13 protein-coding genes are annotated in these 21,391 nt (G+C 50.3%); 9 read left to right on the top strand and 4 right to left on the bottom strand.

From position 1 onward, the window contains the following. The first annotated feature begins 47 nt into the window (after positions 1–47). Positions 48–998 carry an AEC family transporter gene (locus HRM2_RS23290; RefSeq protein ID WP_015906470.1) on the top strand — a complete coding sequence of 317 codons (951 nt, stop codon included), beginning with the start codon at positions 48–50 and terminating at the stop codon, positions 996–998. A gap of 5 nt (positions 999–1,003) precedes the next feature. Here HRM2_RS23290 and HRM2_RS23295 read toward each other — a convergent pair whose 3' ends face one another. Next, positions 1,004–2,077, bottom strand: a complete 1,074-nt coding sequence (locus HRM2_RS23295; RefSeq protein WP_015906471.1) for a patatin-like phospholipase family protein — start codon at positions 2,075–2,077, stop codon at positions 1,004–1,006. 43 nt (positions 2,078–2,120) lie between these two features. Here HRM2_RS23295 and HRM2_RS27975 point away from each other — a divergent pair, with 43 nt between their 5' ends. The 6 genes from HRM2_RS27975 to HRM2_RS23330 all read left to right on the top strand — a co-directional run bounded on the left by HRM2_RS27975 (position 2,121) and on the right by HRM2_RS23330 (position 8,274). Continuing rightward, positions 2,121–2,318 (top strand): hypothetical protein, encoded by a 198-nt coding sequence (locus HRM2_RS27975; protein ID WP_041273465.1) that lies wholly within the window; start codon positions 2,121–2,123, stop codon positions 2,316–2,318. A gap of 156 nt (positions 2,319–2,474) precedes the next feature. Beyond that, entirely contained in the window at positions 2,475–3,404 is a 930-nt protein-coding gene (locus HRM2_RS23305) for a formate dehydrogenase accessory protein FdhE (protein WP_015906472.1), read from the top strand. A gap of 218 nt (positions 3,405–3,622) precedes the next feature. Further along, the gene (gene fdnG, locus HRM2_RS23315) at positions 3,623–6,682 is read left to right on the top strand and encodes a formate dehydrogenase-N subunit alpha (protein WP_015906473.1); all 3,060 of its coding nucleotides are present in this window, start codon (positions 3,623–3,625) and stop codon (positions 6,680–6,682) included. Then, positions 6,682–7,443, top strand: a complete 762-nt coding sequence (locus HRM2_RS23320; protein WP_015906474.1) for a 4Fe-4S dicluster domain-containing protein — start codon at positions 6,682–6,684, stop codon at positions 7,441–7,443. Before fdnG ends, HRM2_RS23320 begins: the two co-directional genes overlap by 1 nt. Positions 7,444–7,467: 24 nt before the next feature. Beyond that, positions 7,468–7,896: a cytochrome c3 family protein gene (locus HRM2_RS23325; protein WP_015906475.1), complete on the top strand. Its 429-nt coding sequence runs from the start codon at positions 7,468–7,470 to the stop codon at positions 7,894–7,896. 123 nt (positions 7,897–8,019) lie between these two features. Next, on the top strand, positions 8,020–8,274 hold the full coding sequence (locus tag HRM2_RS23330) for an acyl carrier protein (RefSeq protein ID WP_015906476.1): 255 nt from the start codon (positions 8,020–8,022) through the stop codon (positions 8,272–8,274). Positions 8,275–8,333: 59 nt separating this feature from the next. Here the strand turns inward: HRM2_RS23330 and HRM2_RS23335 are convergent, their stop codons facing one another. After that, the gene (locus HRM2_RS23335; RefSeq protein WP_015906477.1) at positions 8,334–13,556 is read right to left on the bottom strand and encodes a RecQ family ATP-dependent DNA helicase; all 5,223 of its coding nucleotides are present in this window, start codon (positions 13,554–13,556) and stop codon (positions 8,334–8,336) included. 371 nt (positions 13,557–13,927) lie between these two features. Here HRM2_RS23335 and HRM2_RS23340 point away from each other — a divergent pair, with 371 nt between their 5' ends. After that, on the top strand, positions 13,928–14,698 hold the full coding sequence (locus HRM2_RS23340) for a radical SAM protein (protein WP_015906478.1): 771 nt from the start codon (positions 13,928–13,930) through the stop codon (positions 14,696–14,698). Here HRM2_RS23340 and HRM2_RS23345 read toward each other — a convergent pair. Together HRM2_RS23345 and acsA are read right to left on the bottom strand one after the other, a co-directional pair. Then, on the bottom strand, positions 14,688–17,381 hold the full coding sequence (locus HRM2_RS23345) for a bifunctional acetate--CoA ligase family protein/GNAT family N-acetyltransferase (RefSeq protein ID WP_015906479.1): 2,694 nt from the start codon (positions 17,379–17,381) through the stop codon (positions 14,688–14,690). The genes HRM2_RS23340 and HRM2_RS23345 overlap by 11 nt on opposite strands. A 45-nt stretch (positions 17,382–17,426) precedes the next feature. After that, on the bottom strand, positions 17,427–19,193 hold the full coding sequence (gene acsA, locus HRM2_RS23350; RefSeq protein ID WP_015906480.1) for an acetate--CoA ligase: 1,767 nt from the start codon (positions 19,191–19,193) through the stop codon (positions 17,427–17,429). A 326-nt stretch (positions 19,194–19,519) separates the two neighbouring features. Between acsA and HRM2_RS23355 the strand changes: the two genes are divergently transcribed. After that, entirely contained in the window at positions 19,520–21,391 is a 1,872-nt protein-coding gene (locus tag HRM2_RS23355) for a GspE/PulE family protein (protein WP_015906481.1), read from the top strand.

A 21,391-nucleotide genomic window follows, 5' to 3' on the forward strand; every position in this document is an offset into this window, starting at 1 on the left:
GATACAGTGGCTGCCCTAACAAAAACCAAAGACAAACAGGCGTTTAAATGCTTATACAAACAGGCCTAACGGTTTTCAGTGCTATCTTTCAGCTATTTCTTATTTCCCTTGCGGCAGGCATTCTGGTACGAAGAAATTTTGTCTCAAAGCCACAGATCCAGGTCCTGTCCGCCGTTACTGTAAATGTTTTTCTTCCCTGCCTGATCATGGCAAAGACATTGGCCCAGTTCCACCCTGAAGCGTTTACACTATGGTGGATTCTGCCGGTGTCAGGGGTTTTAATGATCGGCTGCGGGCTTGTTTTCAGCGGACTTTTGTTCCGGTTCAATCCTGGAAAGAGACCGTTCATGACCCTGGCCAGCATGCAGAATGCCATCTATATCGTTCTGCCCATTGGCCAGGTTCTTTTTGCCGATCAGTTTGATCGATTTGCCCTGTATTGCTTTCTCATGGTCATGGGTTTGAATCCGGTGATGTGGAGTGTGGGAAAGGTGATGATTTCAGGGCAGGCCCAGGGCAGAATTCAGTGGAAGGATTTTATCACGCCTCCGCTGATTGCCATTTTCATTTCAGTTGCCGCTGTTTTTACCCGTGTATCGTCTTTCATACCTGAATCGGTAGTTGCATCCCTGGATTTACTCGGCCAGGCGACGGTTCCCCTGGCTGTTTTTATTCTGGGCGCCACCATCGGAACCATTACACTCAAAAGCCTGCCTTCATTAAAAGACATCCTGATTGTAGCCGGGGTAAAATTCGTTCTGGTGCCTTCAGCGGTTTTTGCCATCCTCTATTATGGAAAAGTTTATGCCTCAATACCGCTTTTCTGCAGTTTGATGATGATACAGGCGGCATCCCCCCCGGCAACCAACTTGATTATCATTGTGGAAAACTATGGGGGAGACACCCCGTCCATCAGCTCCATGATGCTCATTCAGTATCTCATCTGCATCCTGGCCATGCCGCTGTGGATTTCAGCCTGGCAGTTTACGGTAAGTTAACGATCTCATGGAATCCGCTGGACAAGGGTCTTGATGCGGCCGGAATCCACGGCCTCAAGAAAAGCCGTTCCAAGTCGTTTGCCCATGGCAACAGCCGTTTCCCAGAAATCAATACGCTCGTTGTCCCGGCCATGGAGGCTTACAAAATCCCTGCGGTCGGGAATCCTGCCAAAGGGCAGCTGCGACACAAAGGCGGGTGACGGTGCAACAAGCAACACATCGGCCAGGCGATGACCGTCTGCAATTCTGGAAGGTCTGTTCTTATCAAACCACCCAAGGGTCACCTGGCTGTAAAAATGGGGGTAAAGAATGATCCCGTCCCGGCCGTTCAAAAAATCAAAGGCCGGATGGTAGTGAAACATCCCCCCGTCCCGGTAGATGCCCGGGGGTGCTCCGGGGATATCCTCAACCCCTTTCATCACATAGGGAATGGACCCGCTCGCCAGAAGGGCGGTTCGAAGGTTTTCGCCATCAAGGGGAACCTGCCCCCCGGGAAATTCACCGTTCAGGGCAAAAGGAGGGGTCGATCTTGAATCATGGAACAGGGTTGGCAGGTATTGTTTCTGAAGCAGGCGTCTGGACACCCGATTTACGGCCCAGGCCTTTAAAAGACTTGTTATCTGGGCCATGGGATGATCCGACGAAAAGGCCCCTGTGCATCGAACCGCTGAAAAATTCAGACGGCAATAGGGGTGGGCCAGAATTTGTTCAACCTTATCCCGGCCAAGATAGGCGTCCAGGATACGCCAGGATTCCCGGTCTATGCGTGCAGGAGAAGCACTATTGCGATAAAACTGATGGATATAGGCATGGGCCAGTCGATCAAAGGCCGCGGCCGGATCATTCTGGGCCGCAGCCGCCGACTTCCATGAACCAATGGATGTCCCAAAGAGGTTCAGTGGCTTTGTCCGGTTTCTGAACCATAATCCAAAAAGCGCTGTTTCAAGCTCCTTGAGAATGAGCCACTTGGCGGCACCCGAGGCCCCCACCACCATGGCGACATCGTCGGAACAAAGGCCGTTAGTCTTGATCCGTTCATGGGCCCTGTGGCCTGCCAAAAACATTAAATCCCCTGTCATGGTACAATTCCTTTAATTTTTTATTAATAGGCTTTATTTAATTATGATGGCGTCAACAGTCTGTCAACCCCTAATAGATCTGGCGAAAACAGATATTCATGGGAATTATGGTCTTTTTAAAAAAAATAATAAGAAAAAACAAACCAAAAGCTACCTTGAAGAACTACAAAAAAATTATTTTATCTTTTTCATAAGACCAGGAATTCGCTTTTACAAAAAAAAGGCCCATCTAAATCTTTGACATTTAAGCTTTTTTCAAATATTTTAATTAAAGTTAATTGATTTATACCAGAGCCGACATGGTCGGAGCATGATATTGGGTTCCGACCCCAACAATATGTGAAACGCCACGAATGGTGAATCTGGATTGCGTTTCCTGTATAGATGAGGAGTACGTTTGAATACAATAGAAAAACAGCAGCGTCTGCTGGCAAAGACCCTGAAGCAGTTGAGAAAAAAAGACCATATTCCCAAGGATCTCATCACCCTTCTGGGCGAGACAGCAACCCTTCAATTAGATTCAGCCCAGAATATTTCAATTGACCTCCCAGACCTGACACTGTCCAGTCTGGACAAACAAAAAGATGATGAAAAAGGAATTCTCACCCCTGGAACCCTTCCCCTGGACAGAGATCACATTGCAGCCTTTTTTTCCCACCTCATTGAAAAAATTACAAAACATGCAACCACTGACCCGCAAAACCGATTCCCAGGTCCCATGGTGGCGGCGGCAAAGCTGATTGAAACCGCCTATAACAATAAAGAAATCGACCTTGACAGGTGTATTGACGAATGTCTCCAGGGATCGGGACCGATCATGGCCCATTGGGCCGAACGAACACCTAAAGCCCCGGCAACCCTGAATTTTCTGGTCCGGGCAGCCATTGAACCTTCGCTTACGGCAGGGGTCACGGCCCTTGCAGAGTGGCTCAAGAAACAGCAACACCCGTCAAATCAGGAGATTCGACAGACAGGCACCTGCCCCATTTGCGGCAGCCTTCCCCATATGCTCGAACTCAGGGAAAAAGAGGGCTTTCGATTTGCCTTTTGCTCAATCTGCCAGCATGACTTCCGCATCCGGCGGCTGGCCTGCCCCGTATGTGACAATACCGACACGGACAAGCTTAAATTCTTCACCGTTCCTGAAGAGCCGGGATTCCGCGTGGAGACCTGTGACATCTGCAAGAGCTACATCAAGACCATTGATTTCAGAGCCTTTGACAGGGAATCTCTTCCCTCCCTCAACGACCTGGAATCCCTTGCTCTGGATTTTATAGCACAGGATCAGGGGTATAGCCGGGCAACCCTTTCGGTTTGGGGGATGTAGCTTCAGACCTCCTTTTTTTTATTTTAAACCTATTATTTTAAAAACCTCCGCCGGACTGTCCGGTGTTGATATGGAAACCCCGTGCCACTTGCAACCCGCATATGGAGGCTGTGTCCACAAAGGTTTTCCGGGTATTGATATGAAACCGCCAGGGGTGAAGTGATCTCCCGGGTGGGAAACATATATTTGATAACCACAAAAGCGTTAAGGAGAAGCAAATGAAAATTACCCGCAGAAATTTTGTAAAGCTTGCATCTGCGGCAGCTGCAAGTATTGCAGCAGCACCCGTGTTCAGGGGACTTGGGCACGCCTCACTTGCCCCGGTTCAGGACCGGGCCAAATTGCTCACCCCCCAATGGAGTAAACAAACCACATCGATCTGCGCCTTTTGTTCCGTGGGTTGCGGTCTTTTGGTTCACACCTCCCTTGAGACCAAACGGGCCATCAATGTGGAGGGGGACCCGGATCATCCTATCAACGAAGGGGCCCTTTGTGCAAAGGGCGCTGCCACCATCCAGATGACAGAAAACCCCAAACGGACCACCAAATGTCTACACAGGGAGCCTTTCAGCGACACCTTTGTCGAAAAGGACTGGGACTGGTGCAAACAAAGAATCGCCCGGCTGATCAAAGATTCCCGGGACAAATCCTTTGAAGAAAAAAACGCCGACGGCAAGGTGGTCAACCGAACCATGGGTATCGCCTCCTTGGGGTCTGCGGCCATTGACAACGAAGAGTGCTATGCCATGCATTGCTTCATGCGCTCCCTGGGCCTCGTCTATGTGGAACACCAGGCCCGTATTTGACACAGCGCTACAGTTGCGGCTCTGGGAGAGTCGTTTGGACGCGGTGCAATGACCAATCACTGGAATGACATTAAAAACAGCGATTGCATACTGATCATGGGCAGCAATGCGGCAGAAAACCACCCCATTTCCTTTAAATGGGCAGTCAAGGCCCAGCAGAACGGGGCAAAAATCATCCATGTGGACCCAAGATTCACAAGAACCTCGGCAAGGTCCGACATATACATGGCCCTTCGCTCGGGAACCGACATTGCCGTGCTTGGTGGCATGATCAACTACATTATTGAGAATAAAAGCTATTTCTACGAGTACATGCGGGACTACACCAATGCTTCGTTTCTCGTGGGCGAGGACTACGGGTTTGAAGACGGCATCTTTTCAGGTTATGATCCTGAAACCAACACCTACGACAAGTCCAAGTGGGCCTTTCAGATGGACAAACAGGGTGTCCCCCTCAGGGACATGACCCTGAAAGATCCCCGCTGCGTGTTCCAGCTCCTTAAACAGCACTATGAGCGTTACACCCTTGACAAGGTCTCGTCGATTTCAGGCCTTTCGGTCCAGGATCTCAAAACCCTGTACCAGACCTATGCAGCCACGGGCAAAAGGGATAAGGCCGGAACAATCATGTACGCCATGGGCTGGACCCAGCATTCCGTCGGAGTCCAGAACATCCGGGCCATGGCCATGATCCAGCTCATGCTCGGCAACATCGGTATTGCAGGCGGCGGGGTCAATGCCCTTCGCGGCGAGTGCAACGTCCAGGGCTCCACGGACTATGCCCTTCTCTACCATATTCTGCCCGGTTACCTCAAAACCCCCCTGGCCGGCCAGGACACCCTTGAGATATACAACAACACCTATACCCCGAAGAGCCAGGATCCTGCGAGCGCCAACTGGTGGCAGAACTATCCCAAGTATTCGGCAAGCCTTATCAAGGCCATGTATTCAGACGACACACCCGAGGCGGGCTACAACTATTTACCCCGACTTGATTCCCACAGAGCAGACCAGTATTCCTGGATTCCCCTGGTTGACCGCATGCACAAAGGAAAGTTCACCGGCGGTCTGATCTGGGGCATGAACCCTGCCTGCTCAAGCCCGGACTCCGTCAAGACCAGGGAGGCATTGTCCAAGCTTGACTGGATGGTCAACGTCAACCTGTTCCAGTGTGAAACCAGTGATTTCTGGAAGGGGCCGGGCATGGATCCCAAAAAGATCAAAACCGAGACCTTTTATATTCCCTGCGCTTCAGCCATTGAAAAAGAAGGCTCCGTGGCCAACTCCGGCCGCTGGATGCAGTGGCGCTACCAGGGCCCAGACCCCCTTGGCGGAGTCAAAAGCGACGGTCACTACTTCCACGAAATCTGGGAAGAACTTGTCCGCCTCTATGAGAAAGAAGGCGGTGCCTATCCTGACCCCATCACCCGGCTGAGCTTCAACAACATGTGTGAAAAGGATGAAAAAGGTCATTATCACTTCAGCGCCCAGCAGACGGCGAAACTTGCCAATGGCTGGTTTACTAGGGATGTCACCATCAAGGACAAAACTTTTAAAAAGGGCCAACAGGTGCCAAGCTTTGCCTATCTCCAGGCCGACGGATCAACCACTTCGGGGAACTGGCTCTACTGCAACTCAGTCACCGACGAGGGTAACAAGGCCGAGCGCCGTGACCGCACCCAGACCCCTGAACAGGAACGGATCGGGCTGTTTCCCAACTGGACCTGGTGCTGGCCGGTGAACCGCCGCATCATCTACAACCGGGCCTCGGTGGACATGAAGGGCAACCCCTGGAATCCTGAAAAATCCGTCATCCGCTGGGACGGTGAAAAATGGCAGGGAGATGTACCGGACGGTGGATGGGCTCCAGGCACCCGCCATCCATTCATCATGCAAAAAGAAGGGTTTGGCCAGCTGTTCGGGCCGGGCCGGGCCGACGGACCCCTTCCTGAGCACTATGAGCCCCTGGAATGCCCGGTGGAATCCCACCCCTTTTCCTCCCGGTTGAGCAACCCCACCTCGGTTCAGATTTCGAGCGAAGAAAAGGCCGTTTGCGATCCCAGATTTCCCTTTGTGGGAACCACCTACCGGGTGACCGAACACTGGCAGACCGGTTCCATGACCCGCTGGCAGTCCTGGCTCGTGGAGGCCGAACCCCAGATGTTTGTGGAAATCAGCCCTGAGCTTGCAAAATTAAGAGGGATAGAAAACGGCGAACGGGTGATGGTCGAAAGCGTCCGGGGCGCCCTGTGGGCCATTGCCATGGTAACCGAACGAATTCAGACCTTCACCATTGACGGCGCCCGGATACATATGGTCGGCATGCCCTGGCACTACGGCTGGGTAACTCCAGTTGACGGCGGCGATTCAGCCAACATTGTAACACCCAATGTGGGAGATCCCAACACGGGCATCCCGGAATACAAGGCGTTCATGGTGAACGTACGCAAACTAAGGGAGGGTGAAAAATAATGAAAGGTAAAAGTTTTTTTGTTGATCTCACCCTTTGCACGGCCTGCAGGGGTTGTCAGGTGGCCTGCAAACAGTGGAAAAAACTGCCTGCAGAAAAGACCCGGAATGTGGGTTCCCACCAGAACCCCCAGGATCTTTCATCCAAGACCATTCGTCTGGTTCGCTTCAACGAGGCCCGTAACGACAAGGGCAAGCTCAACTGGTTCTTTTTCCCGGAACAATGCCGTCACTGCATCGAACCGCCGTGCAAGCATATTTTAAACATGTACACTCCCGGGGCCGTGGTCCAGGACCCGGAAACAGGCGCCGTGGTCATGACCGACAAGGCCATCCTGCCCAAGGGTTACCACCTTGAAAGCTGGCAGCTCTGTCCCTACAATGTACCCCGCATGGATGAGGAAACAGGTCTGTGGAGTAAATGTGATATGTGCATTGACCGGGTCCAGGCGGGTATGCTGCCGGCCTGCGTCCAGAGCTGCCCCACGGGAACCATGAACTTTGGCGACAGGGCTGATATGCTCGCCCTTGCCAAAGAACGGCTGGCCGAGGTTCAAAAAACCAAGCCCGACGCCTATCTTGCCGATCCCGAATCCGTCCGGGTCATTTATCTTTGCGAGGCTGCCCCTGAAAATTACCATGATTCCCTGATTGCCTCCACAGAGACAAAAAATCGGATGATTGCAAAGGCGGCTGCTGATACAAAAAAAACCCGAAGGGAATTTATCACGGGTAAGTTTGGTCACACGACCAACAAGGCTTAACCCAAACCTTACTGGAGAGTAAACATGAAAAACATATCTGCTGTGTTCCTGCTTTTCATTGCCATCATGGCGGGCACCGGCCTTACCGTATGGGCCGAAGGGGAATTTGAGGCACCGGACGACGGCCTTGAGATCAATCATATTGAGGGCAACAGCGAGCGTGACCTGTCGGTGATGTTCAACCACTCAAGCCATGAAAGTTATGACTGTTCCGAATGTCACCACAAGATGAAACTGCTCAAGGAGGGCGAGCCCCCAAGGAGCTGTGCCACCTGCCACACCGGGACGGACATCAATGAAACCAAGGGCTACAAGCCCTACTTCAAGGCCATGCACATGATCAAGAAGAACTTTCGGCCCTCGTGCATTGCCTGTCACACCCGTGAGTTCGGCGATGATCCAGACATGACCGGCTGCGCCACCTCGGCCTGCCATCCGAACGGTCTCTATTAACGGATAAGAAAAATGCACCGGCCATGCCGGTTCACATGGAACAACACCAGGGCCGCCCATGGCAGTAAAGGGCGGCCCTGGTGCATTTCCCCTGGCAACTAATGCGAACAAGGAGCAAAAGCCATGATAACAACGGAAATAGGAACGATTATCCTGCAAACCATTGAAAAAATCGCTCCCGAGTCGAGTCTTGAAAACCTGAATCCAGACCTTCGCTTTCGCGATCAGTTTGATTTTGATTCAGTAGACTTTGTCAATTTCATTGATCAGCTCCAGGAACGTTTCCAGATCAAAATTCCAGAGACCGACTACCCCCAACTGGCGACCCTGAACGGCGGCATTGCCTATCTGGATAGAAAGAACCGGGAAGCAATGTAATCAAGGGAATTATTTATTTCTGAGTCCCTTAACAGTATGAGGAGTATTTTCCGGTCAGTCTATATATGTTTTTTGTGAAGGATCTCAATAATCGGAAGTTCCCATGAATCGATTTTTTCATGTTTGCCATCATAATCCTGCCCATCTGTCTGTTTGCGATTGATAATGCCAAGCACCCGGGCATGGAGGATGGTTTGGGTGCGCCCCTGCCATTTGGCCGTTCCCCTGTTCGAAAGCCTTGCAATGGTTTGATGGCGGGTGTTTTCAATAAAAACCTGATCGTTTTTTTCTTTGAGAATGACGCTTTCCATGGGGGTGAGGGCCGAAAGCGCCCCATGGATCGGATGGTTCCGGGCGAACAAACCGGCATAGGACAGGAAAAGATCTTCCATCCCCAGGATCGAAACGGTTAAATATTCGTTAAATCCAGGGATCGCCAACGGTTCTGCCCTTGTGACATGGGCAAAGTCATGTTGTTCCAGAAACGACACATGGGGATTTGGGGAGCCTTGAATCCTTGTGACATGGACGGCCTTCATGGCCCGTGTCATGGCCACGTAAAACAATCGCCGCTCTTCTTCAATATTCTTTTGTGTCCAATCGCCGTCCAGAATAAATACAAAGGGAAATTCCATACCCTTTACACTGTGGGCCGTACCCAGGAAAACACCGGTCCCGGTCTTGTGCTCCCGCTTTTCTTCCAAAAGGGTTTCAAGGAAAAAAGCCCTGGCGCGGTCAATGGATATTTCCATGTCCGAATTGACAGCGCACCATGATTCGAGAATCTGCCCGATCTGATCCGTCCATGGATTTTTCTGTTTGAACTGATCCAGAACCGCCTGCCTGAGGTCAAGGGGTGTCCTGCTCTCGTTTTTATGATTCTCCAGGTATTGGAGAAACACCTGGATCTCTCTTATTCTGAATAATGGAAATCCCGCACCACTTTTGATCGAATGGCAAAAGGGTATCCCTTCTCTGGCAAGGGCCATCCTGAGGGACACCAACGACGGATAGGCCATGCCCTTACGGGCGACAACTGCGACATCATTGTAATCCATTTCAGGATTGTCCGCCATGAGTTGCTTGATCTTTTGGGCAACAAACACCGCCTGGGAGGCGATATCTTTAACCTGGACCACCTGGACCAGTTCATGGGTTTTGATCGTGTGGGCTTCGTGTTCTTGGGATCTTCTTTTTCCATTGATCCGGCAGGGCCAGTCTGTTTTCATCCGGTTTTTATTTAAAGCGATAAATGCGTTTGAGGCCTGAACGATCGGATAGGCAGACCTGTAATTTTCCACCAGATAAACGGTTTTTGCCCCATAGTCCTGCTGGAATTGCTTGATGAAACGCAGGTTGGCATTTCTAAATCCATAAATGCTCTGGTCATCATCCCCCACCGCCATGATGGAAATTCTCGTATCCCGGTCCTGTTCAAGACGGCCGGTCAAGGCCGAGATAAACCGGTATTGTCGATCATCAATTTCCTGGTATTCATCCACAAGGAGATAGCGGTATTGTGCCAGCAGAATCTGCCTTGTCTCAGATTGATCAATTCCAACGATTTCCCGCTCTCCGTTTAACATCTCAACCGCTTCGTCAATGATGGCATCAAAACCCATGGTTTTTTTCCCTGATGCAGGGCCTGTCTGTTTGGCCAGGAAAGACCGGCCGGTCAGGCGCATGGCAAACCCGTGGTAGGTCATTGCCGTTACCGCATTTGCGCTCCTGCCGGTCAGGGCCCGGATTCTTTTTCGAAGCTCAATCATGGCCTGGTGGTTGAAACAGAGCACAAGGATGGAAGCGGGGTCAATGGATTTGGCCTTGATCAGCCAGGCACAACGATGAACAATGGTTCGGGTCTTGCCCGAGCCGGGTCCGGCCAGGACCAGTATATTTTTTTCAGGGGACGCTGCAACAATGGCTTCCTGGGTATGATCTTCAAGGGACTGGATGATTTTTTTATACGCCTCTGCGGTCATGGCCGTTTGAATCAGGGTTTTCTCCCTGGGGAAATATTGCTGGATAAAGGTATCATAGGAGGATGAAAAATAATCACTGACAAACCCCAGGGCGGTTTTGATCTTTTCAAGGCCCAGGCGGGCATATTTTTCCATCACATGAACCTGCACGTTTTTCTGGGCATAGTGGTGGGACAGGGGTTCATAATCGCCCTGGGTATATTGTCTTTTAAGGCTTTCAGGAAGAAGGGTCAGGTTCATGGCCTGGCGGAACACCCCCAGGCCGTTCTGCAGGGTAATCACCTTCATGTCATGCATGAACAAAAGACTTTGTTCAATCAGCGTCCTGTGATCGCCCCTGTATCCGGAAAGAAAAACATCGGACTGCATCTCCCGGGTGATGTGGGAAAGAAAAAATTCGGACATCACCTGGGCCTGGCCATGCTGCAGCGGTTTTTCCAGGGCTGAAATAATTGTTGCAAGGCAGAGTCTTGAACAATTGTGGCGCAGCTGCATTCGTTGTCGGATCTCCTGCCAGGGAAATTTCACATACACCATCTGCTGCTCAGCCCCTTTTCTGCCGGCTATTTTTAAACTCTTTGCCTGACTTTCTCCCCGGTCACCGGCAAGGGCCTTTAATAGTCTGCCCACAACATCGGTATTTACCTGGTCAAACCCCTTGTCCTTGAGTCGCTGGGACATCAGCCTGAGATGAATGACATCGGCCGTGTCAGGAGAGATTCCTGCATCAGGAGAGAGTTCAGCCATCAGCGCGAGCATCTGGGTTTCAATCTCCATAACGGCCTCGAGCAGTCTGGATGAGCTGCCCTGTCCCCTAGGCCGGACAAAGGCGGTCATGAGGGCCCCTTCCTTGATCAGTCCAACGTCCGCCATCTGGGATAAAAGCCCGATCACAAACCGTGGATCCAAATATTCTTCGGGCAGATTTTCGATTTTTCCCAGATTTGCACAGATAACATCGGCAGATAATATGGAGTCCTTGTCTGCATTGAACAGGGTAAGCAGAATCGTTCGGAACACACTTGCCGTCATTTGGGAGAGGTTCAATGCCGCGATCTTCTCTTCAGCTGCCTCCATGTCCCTGACAAGGGGTTTGCCGTTGAAAAAGAGTGTCTGGTTGAACGAGCGCTTTAAAAAGCCCTTTCGCTCTAGCCAGCTGACGCCGATTCTTGCCCGGCCGTCATCCTCGACAGAGTCGGAATAACCGATCAGGCGCATGATTTCCCCGGGAGTGATGACTATCTCCGGGGTTTTTGCCCCTCTTTTTTTCAGCACAGCCAGGATTTTTTTGATGTCCTTTAACGAAAGTTTTGAATAGGCATTTAATGAAAACTGGTTTTCAATATCTTCCTGTTCGTACAGGAGAATGCAGTCTGCAGGGGCTGTATCCCTCCCGGCCCGACCCGCCTCCTGGAGGTAGTTTTCAAGGGATCCGGGAATATCGGCATGGATGACCAGGCGAATATCCTTTTTGTCGATGCCCATGCCAAAGGCATTGGTCGCACAAATCACAGAAATCTTCCCGGCTACAAAATCATCCTGGGTATTTCGTTTGTCCGGCTCGCTTCGCCCTGCATGGAATGGGTAAGATTCAATTCCTCTTTCATTTAAAAAACGACTGAGCACTTCTGTTTTTTTTCTGCTGGCACAATATACAATGGCACCACTGCTCGTGTCAGAGAGACTCTCTTTAAGACAATTGAAAATCACATCATGCTTTTCAGCCGTTGTCACCGGCCATACCTGAAAATTCAAGTTCTCCCTCTGGACTTCACTGATAAAGCAAACCATATCAATGCCAAGCTTTTCAGCAAAATGGGTAGAGATTTCTTCAACCACATCCTTTTTTGCGGTTGCCGTAAATGCAGCAATAAGGGGAGGGCATTGGGCCTGTTTGTTGTGTTCCACAATAAAATCGGCAACATTGAGATAATCCGGCCTGAAATCATGGCCCCATTTGGAAAGGCAGTGGGCCTCATCAAAGATCCAGCATCCCACCTCCCTTGAACTGATCAATTCTGCCACGCTGAAATTGCGCAATTGCTCAGGAGAAATATATAAGATACCGATATCACCCAGCCTTACCTTTTCCATGACATCCCCCCGTTCAGGAAGGGTAAGGCTGCCGTTGATGGCACCGGCCACCTCCATGCCGCAGGTCTTGTTCAGGTTGTCCACCTGATCTTTCATCAGCGCCTTGAGCGGTGAGATCACAACGCTGAGTTCACCGGTCCTGTGGTACCGGTGAAGGGCTGGAATCTGATAGCAGATGGATTTCCCGCCGCCCGTGGGCAGAATGCCCAGCAAAGGGTGACCCCCAAGGTTTGCCTCAATGATTTCCTGCTGGAGTTTCCGACCGTCGGGCAGCCTGCGGTATTGGTCAAACCCAAAGTAACGCTTTAGGAGCTTTTCAGCGTCATTATTCGCCCTGCAACAGGCGCAGTTGCTGCTGCCACAGGCATACCGAAGCCGGGTGATGATGTCGGAAATCCCAGGAAATTCGTGTCGCACCCAGGGAGGGATGATGGAATTGCCGCCGGACACCCTGAGCCAGGACAGGACATAGGCAAGAACAGGTCTCTTTTGGGGATCATGGCAGAATTCCTCCCAGACCGTTTCAAAGGCGGTTGAACATATTTTTTCCCGGCATATCGCCAGGAATATCTGTCTGGCCCTGTCCGTGTCTGGAACAGATTCGGACAAGGCGTGGAACAGATCAAAAATGCCAGTCATCCCCATGCCTGGATTTTTGGAACAAAATGGTTCAAAAGCAAAGGCATAAAATGAGATCAATCCAGGATCTTCCTGGTTTAACACAGAAAAGGCCGTCACCTGATCTTCAAACACAGCCCAGGTCAGATGGGCGTCTGCCACCGGGTTATTCTTGCTGTTCTTGATCAATTTGTAATCTTTTATCAGTTTGTGATAGGGATTTTCCGGAAATGCCAGGGGGGACAGATAAAGGGTATCAATGACCGGCAGACGCAAAATCGGCGCGTCCGGGAACGCTTCTTTTGCAAGCACAAGGTCATGATTGATGATATTGTGCCCCAGGATATAGTCGGCCCCGGATGAAAACTCTGACAATTGCCCCAGGGCAGCCCGGGTATCCTTGATGCCTTTTCTTTCAAAGGTGCTGCCGTTAAAGACTGCACCAACATGGAATACATCCCCTTTGGGAACCGCTTCAAAATCGATGATAAGGACGTGCTTAAACTTCCCGAAGATCCGGCTGACCCACTCCTCAACCGGTTTGACATCCTTACCCGGAAGATCTGTATCCAAGACAGGTTCAGCCATGACTGCTTAACCTTTCCCTGCCACATCTGGATATCTCAAATGGGGCAGTATCAATTGGAGCATATTGGAATATGTGCCCATTGACGTAACGCAGAAAACAGGTAAAAAGACAAGTTGGATGGTACATTTTATTGTTTCCATGGCCCTTATTGTGCTTTTGACAATATCTTGCCCCCGTTCTAAGCCGAACAAAAGTGCAATAATGCAAGCTTGACCCCATGTAACAGCCAATCTTGAAAGTTGAGTTTTAAGTATAATGCAAAATTTAAGTCAATAATAGATTATAAGTTTTAAAAAGAATAATGTGATACCTTGCATCAGGTAAGTTTGTAAAGATTGATTATCACCACCGAAACTGCAAGGGAGCACACATGAGTTCAAAAAATGTATCTGGCCCTGTGCCATTCAGACAACTGGGAAAAAGTATCATAATCAACAATATTTCCCCTCGAATATGCACGTATTCCTGCGTATACTGCCACCTGGATAAACCTCCAAAAATAATCATGTACAGGTGTGTCTTTCATGATTCGAACACATTGGTGGAAGAGACGAAAATAAAATTAATCAATGCGCAAGCCAATAATGAATCCATTGAATACTTGACCATTGTTTCAGATGGCGAACCAACACTTGATGTAAAACTGGGACTGTTAATTGACCGACTGCGTCCGCTGGGTATCAAAATTGCCGTCATCACCAACTCGTCCCTCCTGCACAGGGCTGACGTTCAATATGCCCTGGGCAAGGCAGACCTAGTATCATTTAAAATTGATACACTGGATGAAAAGACATGGCGGAAAATCAATCGCCCCCATAACATCATTAAATTTGATGTCATGCTGGATGGCATCTGTTCTTTTGCCAAAAAATTTACCGGACAGATTGTAACGGAAACCATGCTGATCAAAGGGCTGAATGACGACATGATAGACATTGAAAAAACAGCTGATTTTATCCGGGGCATCAATTGCGCCACAGCATACTTGAGCATTCCAACACAGCCGCCTGTTGAAAAATGGGTAGAGCCTCCCGAAGAACAAACCCTTAAGCAGGCCTACCAGGTGTTTGACAACCGTGGGATAAATACCGAATACCTGATACCAGACTCCGCTCCAGCCATGGGGGTAGTTAAAGCTTAAGGGATACCAGCTTATTGCCGGGGTCTTCCCCGTCCGATGTGACTTGAAAGCCAAATACACGGCACAGTTTGAGCATGGATTTATTCTCACTGAGGACATCGCCAAAGACTTCACCGATTCCCTGACTGCCGGCATAATCGATGATGCGGCGAAGAAGCATGGGCCCGAGCCCCAGACCCGTCATGTCGCCACGCAGCAAAATGGCAAATTCTGCACGCTCTTTGTCCGGGTCTGCACTGAGTTGCACTAATCCATAAAGTTCCGTTGCTCCTTCTTTGTTTTTACCTTCCACCACCAAGGCCATCTCCCGGTCATAGTCGATCTGGGTGAGCCGGGCAGCCAGGGTATGGGGCATGGTGTTCATGGGATGTAAAAAACGCAGGCGAATCTCTTCCGGAGACAGGCTGGCAAAGATCTTTTGAAAATCTGGCTCATCTTCCGGGCGGATCGGGCGGATGAGCAATGTTTGCCCGTCCGGCAGATTCAGGATTTCTTCTAATTCTTTGGGATAGGGATGAATTGCCAGTCGATCGATTGCCGGACAGATGGCCTTGACCAGTTTGATACGGGCATCCAGAACCAGCACCCCATGCGCATCTGCCAGCAGTGGGTTGATCTCCAACTCGGCAATATCGGCAATATCACAAACCAGCTGGGAGATTTTCACCAGGGTAAGGGCGATACTGTCCAGATTTGCCCCCGGCATTCCAGGATAGCCCTGCAAAAGACGATAAACCCTGGTACGGGCCATCACTTCATGGGCCAGTTTCATATTGAGCGGGGGAAGTGCCAGGGCCTTGTCCCCGATCACTTCCACGGCCATGCCACCATGACCGACCATGAGCACCGGGCCAAAAAGCGCATCATCAGCCATCCCGATAATCAGTTCATGGGCATGGGGGCGGTGAACCATTGGCTGCACCGTAAATCCCTGGAAATGAGCATCAGGCCGCAGATGACGTACACGCTCCAGCATGGCAGCTGCGTTTTTACATACCACGTCCGGGGTTTCAAGGTTGAGGCTGACACCGCTGACATCAGACTTGTGAATAATATCTGGTGAAACAATTTTCAAGGCCGTTGGTCCGCCGATTGTTTCAGCCAGCCCAGCGGCAGCTTCCGGAGAGGAGGCTTCATGGGTTGCCACCACAGGAATGGCGTAGGCTGCCAGGACTGCCATGGCTTCTGATACCGTCAGCCATGAACGATTTTCAGCCAATGCCCCATCAATAATTTTTTGGGCCGTGGCTGAATCCGGGGTGAAGACCTCAGGAATGTTGGGTGGGGTTTCCATCAACATTTCCTGACTCTTATGGTAACGGACGATCTGCATGAAGCCCCTTACGGCTTCGGCAGGTGTGGTGTAAGTGGGAATACGGTTCTCAGTAAAAATGCGCCGGGCCTCCAGGGCCGATTCATTACCGATCCAGCAGGTGAGTACCAGCTTGCGGTTGTACGTCGATATTTTGTCTTGAAGGGTATTGATCACAGCGTTTGAGGCCTCAGTGGATGAAGCCACGGCCGAGGGACAATTGATCACTAGAACAGCATCTGTCCCCGTATCATTAGCAAGGGCCTCCAGGGCGTCACCATACCGGCTGCCCGGGGCATCATTCATGATATTGACTGGATTGCCATGGGACCAGGCAGACGGAAGAATCTGGTTGAAACGGTCAAGGGTATCAGGCCCAAGCACTGCCAGCTGGCCGCCACGATCAATCAGCGTGTCGGTGGCCATCACCCCCATGCTCCTTCCATTGGTTAAAATTGCCAGGCGATTCCCTGAAACCCGGCGGGCCACTGCCAGGGTCTGGACCGCATTAAACAAGGCCTGCATATCCTTGACCCGCAGCATTCCTGTCCGTCTAAAGGCAGCGTCATAAAAGGCATCAGAACCGGTTGGGAAACCAGTGTGTGACGCTGGGGCCAGAACATTTTCTCCATGCCGGCCGGCCTTGACGACAATCACTGGTTTAATACGGGCGACAGCCCGGGCCGCAGAAATAAATTTTCGAGCGCCGGTAATTTCTTCAATGTAAAGCAGGATTGCCTGGGTTGAATAATCATAGGCCAGGTAATCCAGCATATCGCCGAAATCCCCATCAGCCATCTCTCCCAGAGCAACACACTTGGAGAATCCGATTCCCTGGGAGGTTCCCCAGTCCAGAACCGCTGTCAGGACGGTTCCAGACTGGGCCACAAGGGCAAGATTCCCAGACAAAGGGGGAGCATGTCCAAAACTTGCGTTGAGGCCGATTCCAGGAACCATAACCCCCAGGGAACTTGGACCAACAATGCGAAACAGGTGGGGCCTGGCAGCTGCCAGCATGGCCATGTTTAATTCCTGGTGATGGGGGTCAGTATCGTTGGTAAATCCGTCAGTGAGGACCACCGCGGCCCGGGTGCCCCGTTTGCCAAGTTGGGCAATCATTTCCGGAATGGTATCAGGTGGTGTTACAATCACTGCCAGATCAGGTGCCCTGGGCAGACTTGCAACATCCGGATAGGTTTTTACACCTTCAATGGTTTTGAACTCTGTGCTTACAGGAAAAATTTCTCCCTTGAAACCGGCGCTGAACAAATTACCAGCCACCACCCTCCCAATGGTTCCGGGTGTCTGACTTGCACCAATCAGGGCCACCGAACAAGGGGCAAAGAGATATTTCAGATTTCTGATTGTCATGTTAGATTCTCCCTGTTGTGTCTTTTGTTCTATTTTAAATGGCCATTATTCCTCGTTTTCTGTCTCCAACGTGGAAATATCCCCTTCAGGCAGGCCAAGTTCGCGTGCCTTGAGAAGGCGCCGCATGATTTTGCCAGCCCTGTTTTTGGGAAGATGGTTGTTAAACTCAATTTCCCTGGGGGCAATGGTCGGCCCGAGCAGGCGTCGGGCGAACCCGATCAGTTGTCTGCAAAGTTCGTCATTGGGTTCGAACCCGGGTTTGAGGCAGACAAAGGCCTTGACCATTTCTCCAGTCAGCGGGTCAGGTTTACCGATCACCCCGGCTTCGGCCACAGCAGGATGTTCCATCAGGGCGCTTTCCACTTCAAAGGGGCCAACCATGTGACCGGATGTCTTGATGATGTCGTCCCCTCGACCGATAAACCAGTAATAACCATGGTCATCGCATTTTGCCAGATCACCGGTGAGATACCACCCGTCCAGGAAACATTTATGGTAGCGTTCCTCATCATTGATATACCCCCTGAACATGGATGGCCAGCCAGGCTTAATGGCCAGTTCCCCTTCCACATTCCGAACCCCCAGGACCTGGACCCTGTTTTCAGCCACCCTGGAAACGATGGCCACCTCGATCCCCGGCAGTGGCCGACCCATGGAGCCCGGATAAATGTCCATGGAGGCAAAATTGGCAATCATGATCCCTCCGGTTTCAGTCTGCCACCAGTTATCATGGACAGGCAGCCCCAGAACATCCCGACCCCATACAACGGCTTCCGGATTAAGGGGCTCACCCACGCTGTGGATCAATCGAAGGTGGGTCAGATTAAATTGCTCGCGGGGTTCCGTGCCCATGCGCATCAGCCTTCGGATTGCCGTGGGCGCCGTGTACCAGACGCTTACTCGTTCCCGGTCTAAAATTCGATACCAGCGCCCGGCATCAAAGTCGGCTTCGTCAACAATATTGGTAATCCCATGGAGCAGCGGGGCGATAATGCCGTAGGATGTTCCGGTTACCCACCCGGGATCTGCTGTACACCAGAAGATATCCCCGGGGTGAAAATCCATCACATACCTGCCTGTCATATAGTGGATAAGGACTGCATTGTGCACGTGGATGGCCCCCTTGGCCATGCCGGTGGTGCCGCTTGTAAAATGCAGGACAGCCCTGTCCTCAAGATCCGTTGCCGGAATCGTGAATTCGCTGGAGGCTTCGTTCATTAGCCTGGGCATTGACCAGAGACCGTCTCCCGGGTCATCCGCCTGATCAACGATGAGAATATGCTGTAATTCCGGCAGCCGGGCGCTTAAGCCTGCCACTTTTTTTCGATATAAGTCCCAGGTGGTCACCAGAATCTTCACCTTTCCTCGTTCCAGCCGCTGGAAGATCGGTTCCGGACCAAAGGCGGCAAACAGAGGACAGACAACTCCCAATGCTTTTAAAGTTCCGAACACAGCAATATACAACTGGGGTATGCGCCCTGTGAGCACGGATACACACTCGCCCTTGTCCAGCCCGAGCCGGCACAGAAGATTGGCGAAACGATTGCTTTGCTCCTGCAGATCCCTGTATGTAAAATCCAGGACCGTGCCGTTGTCTCCCAGCCACCGGATGGCCAGATGGTTCCGAAGCGGTCCGTTTGCATGGCGATCTACCGCTTCATGGGCAATATTAAATCCCCTGCCATCTGGCAACCCACTCAACTCGCTGGAAATATTTTCCCAGGAAAAATCAGCACAGGCGGCATCATAATCAAGGAGATTGGGTTGAACCCGGTGATGCCCCTTTGTTTTCGTTATCGTTTGCCAACCCATTTTTCTCTGCTCCTGTGGAGTGCTGGCATTCATTTCGTCTAATAACAATTATAAATAAAATTAAGCGCTTTAGTGATAAGGAAGGTCAATTGAATATTGTATTAACTGAGCATCATAGTTTCATAAAAGAATCATCATTTCAATATTTTTATCTCAACTTTCGGACTTGAATTTTAAGGTATAATTCTTTGTCTGCCCGATTTACCACGGTGATATCATCAACCACCCCTTTGAAAGCTTGATAAACCTTTTGAAATGTCATAAATACTATATTGAATTGTCTGCAGACATGGAGATCAAGAAATTCAGGAAGAAAAGGGAAGCGTATGGACAATAAGGATACTGGAAAACAGGTATCAGATCAAATATTAGCGGCCTTTGTAAAGACCGGTATTTTAAGCCCTGTAAAGGCTAAGACCGCCCTGCGGGTAAAATCCAAGCTGTCTCCGGGAAAAACCATTGTTGATGTTGTTAAGGATCTTAAATATGCGACTTCTGAACAGCTCAAAGAGGTTTTTCGATCAAGCCACCTCTCCCTGAGGATCGGGGATATCCTTGTGGAATTCGGGTATCTTACTCCTGAAAGACTTCGTTCTGCCCTGGATATTCAGAAAACTGACATCAAAAAGCAGCTTGGCCAGATTATCATTGAGCATCAATTCATGAGCGAGAGCGATTTTCTTGATGCTTTATCCGTCCAACTGGGATTTCCCTACGTCAATCTTTCGGTTGAAGACCTTGATACGGAACTTCTCAACCAGGCACCCATACAATGGTGCAGGTCCAATCATTTTTTGCCCGTGCGCAGCAAAGAGGATAAAGTGATTGTGGCATTTGCCGATCCCTTTGACAAGGCATCCATTGATAGCGCCAGGAAATTGTACGGAGAGAACCTGATTATTGCCATTTCCTCCCCAGGCTCCATTGAAAAATATCTGGATCAATTAATAGAGGGAAAAACAAAATCCAGGCCTGTAATTGATGAAAATACAGCCATTGGTATCGTGAACACCATCATCAGCGCCGCCATTCAGCAGGGGGCCAGCGATATACATATGGAGCCCATGAAGAACAAGCTCCAGGTAAAATTCAGAATAGACGGTATTCTGGTGATCTACAAGGAGTTTCCCCGGGATGTTATGGCCATGGTTACGGCACGCATAAAGGTGATGAGCAAAGCAAATATTGCTGAAAAAAGACGTCACCAGGATGGCCGGATGTCCTTTGAAGACCGGGGAAACACCTATGATCTCCGGGTTTCCATCTATGTGGCCATATTTGGTGAAAAAATTGTCCTGAGGGTTCTGAACCGGATTGATCAGATCATTCACATTGAGGACATCGGTATGCAGCCCAAAATGCTGGAGTGCTACCTGCGGGATGTTCTGAGTGTACCCAGCGGTGTCCTGATTATTACCGGCCCCACAGGATCTGGAAAAACAACCACCCTGTACTCTTGTCTCAATTATATTAAAAAACCGGAATTGAGCATTATCACAGCGGAAGACCCCGTGGAATATGTGATGGAGGGCATTACCCAGTGTTCCATTGACCCCAATATCAACCTGACCTATGAAGAGACCCTTCGCCACGTGGTGCGCCAAGACCCGGATATCATCGTAATCGGTGAAATCAGGGACAACTATTCTGCTGATGTGGCTGTCCATGCCGCCCTTACCGGGCATAAGGTTCTGACCTCATTTCATACTGAAGACAGTATAAGTGGGCTTATCCGGTTGATGAATATGGAGATTGAAGCGTTTTTGATCTCATCAACCGTGGTGTGCGTCCTGTCCCAGAGGCTATTGCGAAAAGTGTGCAGGCATTGCGCACAGCCCTATAAACCATCTTCCCTGGAACTTAAGCTTCTGGGGTATGCTCCCCAGGACATTGCCCGGTATAAATTCATGAAAGGCACTGGATGCCCGGCCTGTAATTACACCGGATATAAGGGCAGGATCCCTGTCTTTGAAATGCTGGTTCTCAACGAGTATGTCAGGGAAGCAATTCTCAACCATAAGTCCAGTTATGAAATCAGGAAAATAAGTATTGATACCACAAATCTTGTCACATTAATGGAAGATGCCGTTTCCAAAGCAGTTGTAGGAATAACCACCCTGGATGAAATTTTCAGGTGCGTGCCAAGGTTGATCTTGCCAAGACCGGTCCCGGAAATAAATCGTTTGTTAGGAGTGTAG

This window comes from Desulforapulum autotrophicum HRM2, assembly GCF_000020365.1.
Lineage (GTDB): Bacteria > Desulfobacterota > Desulfobacteria > Desulfobacterales > Desulfobacteraceae > Desulforapulum > Desulforapulum autotrophicum.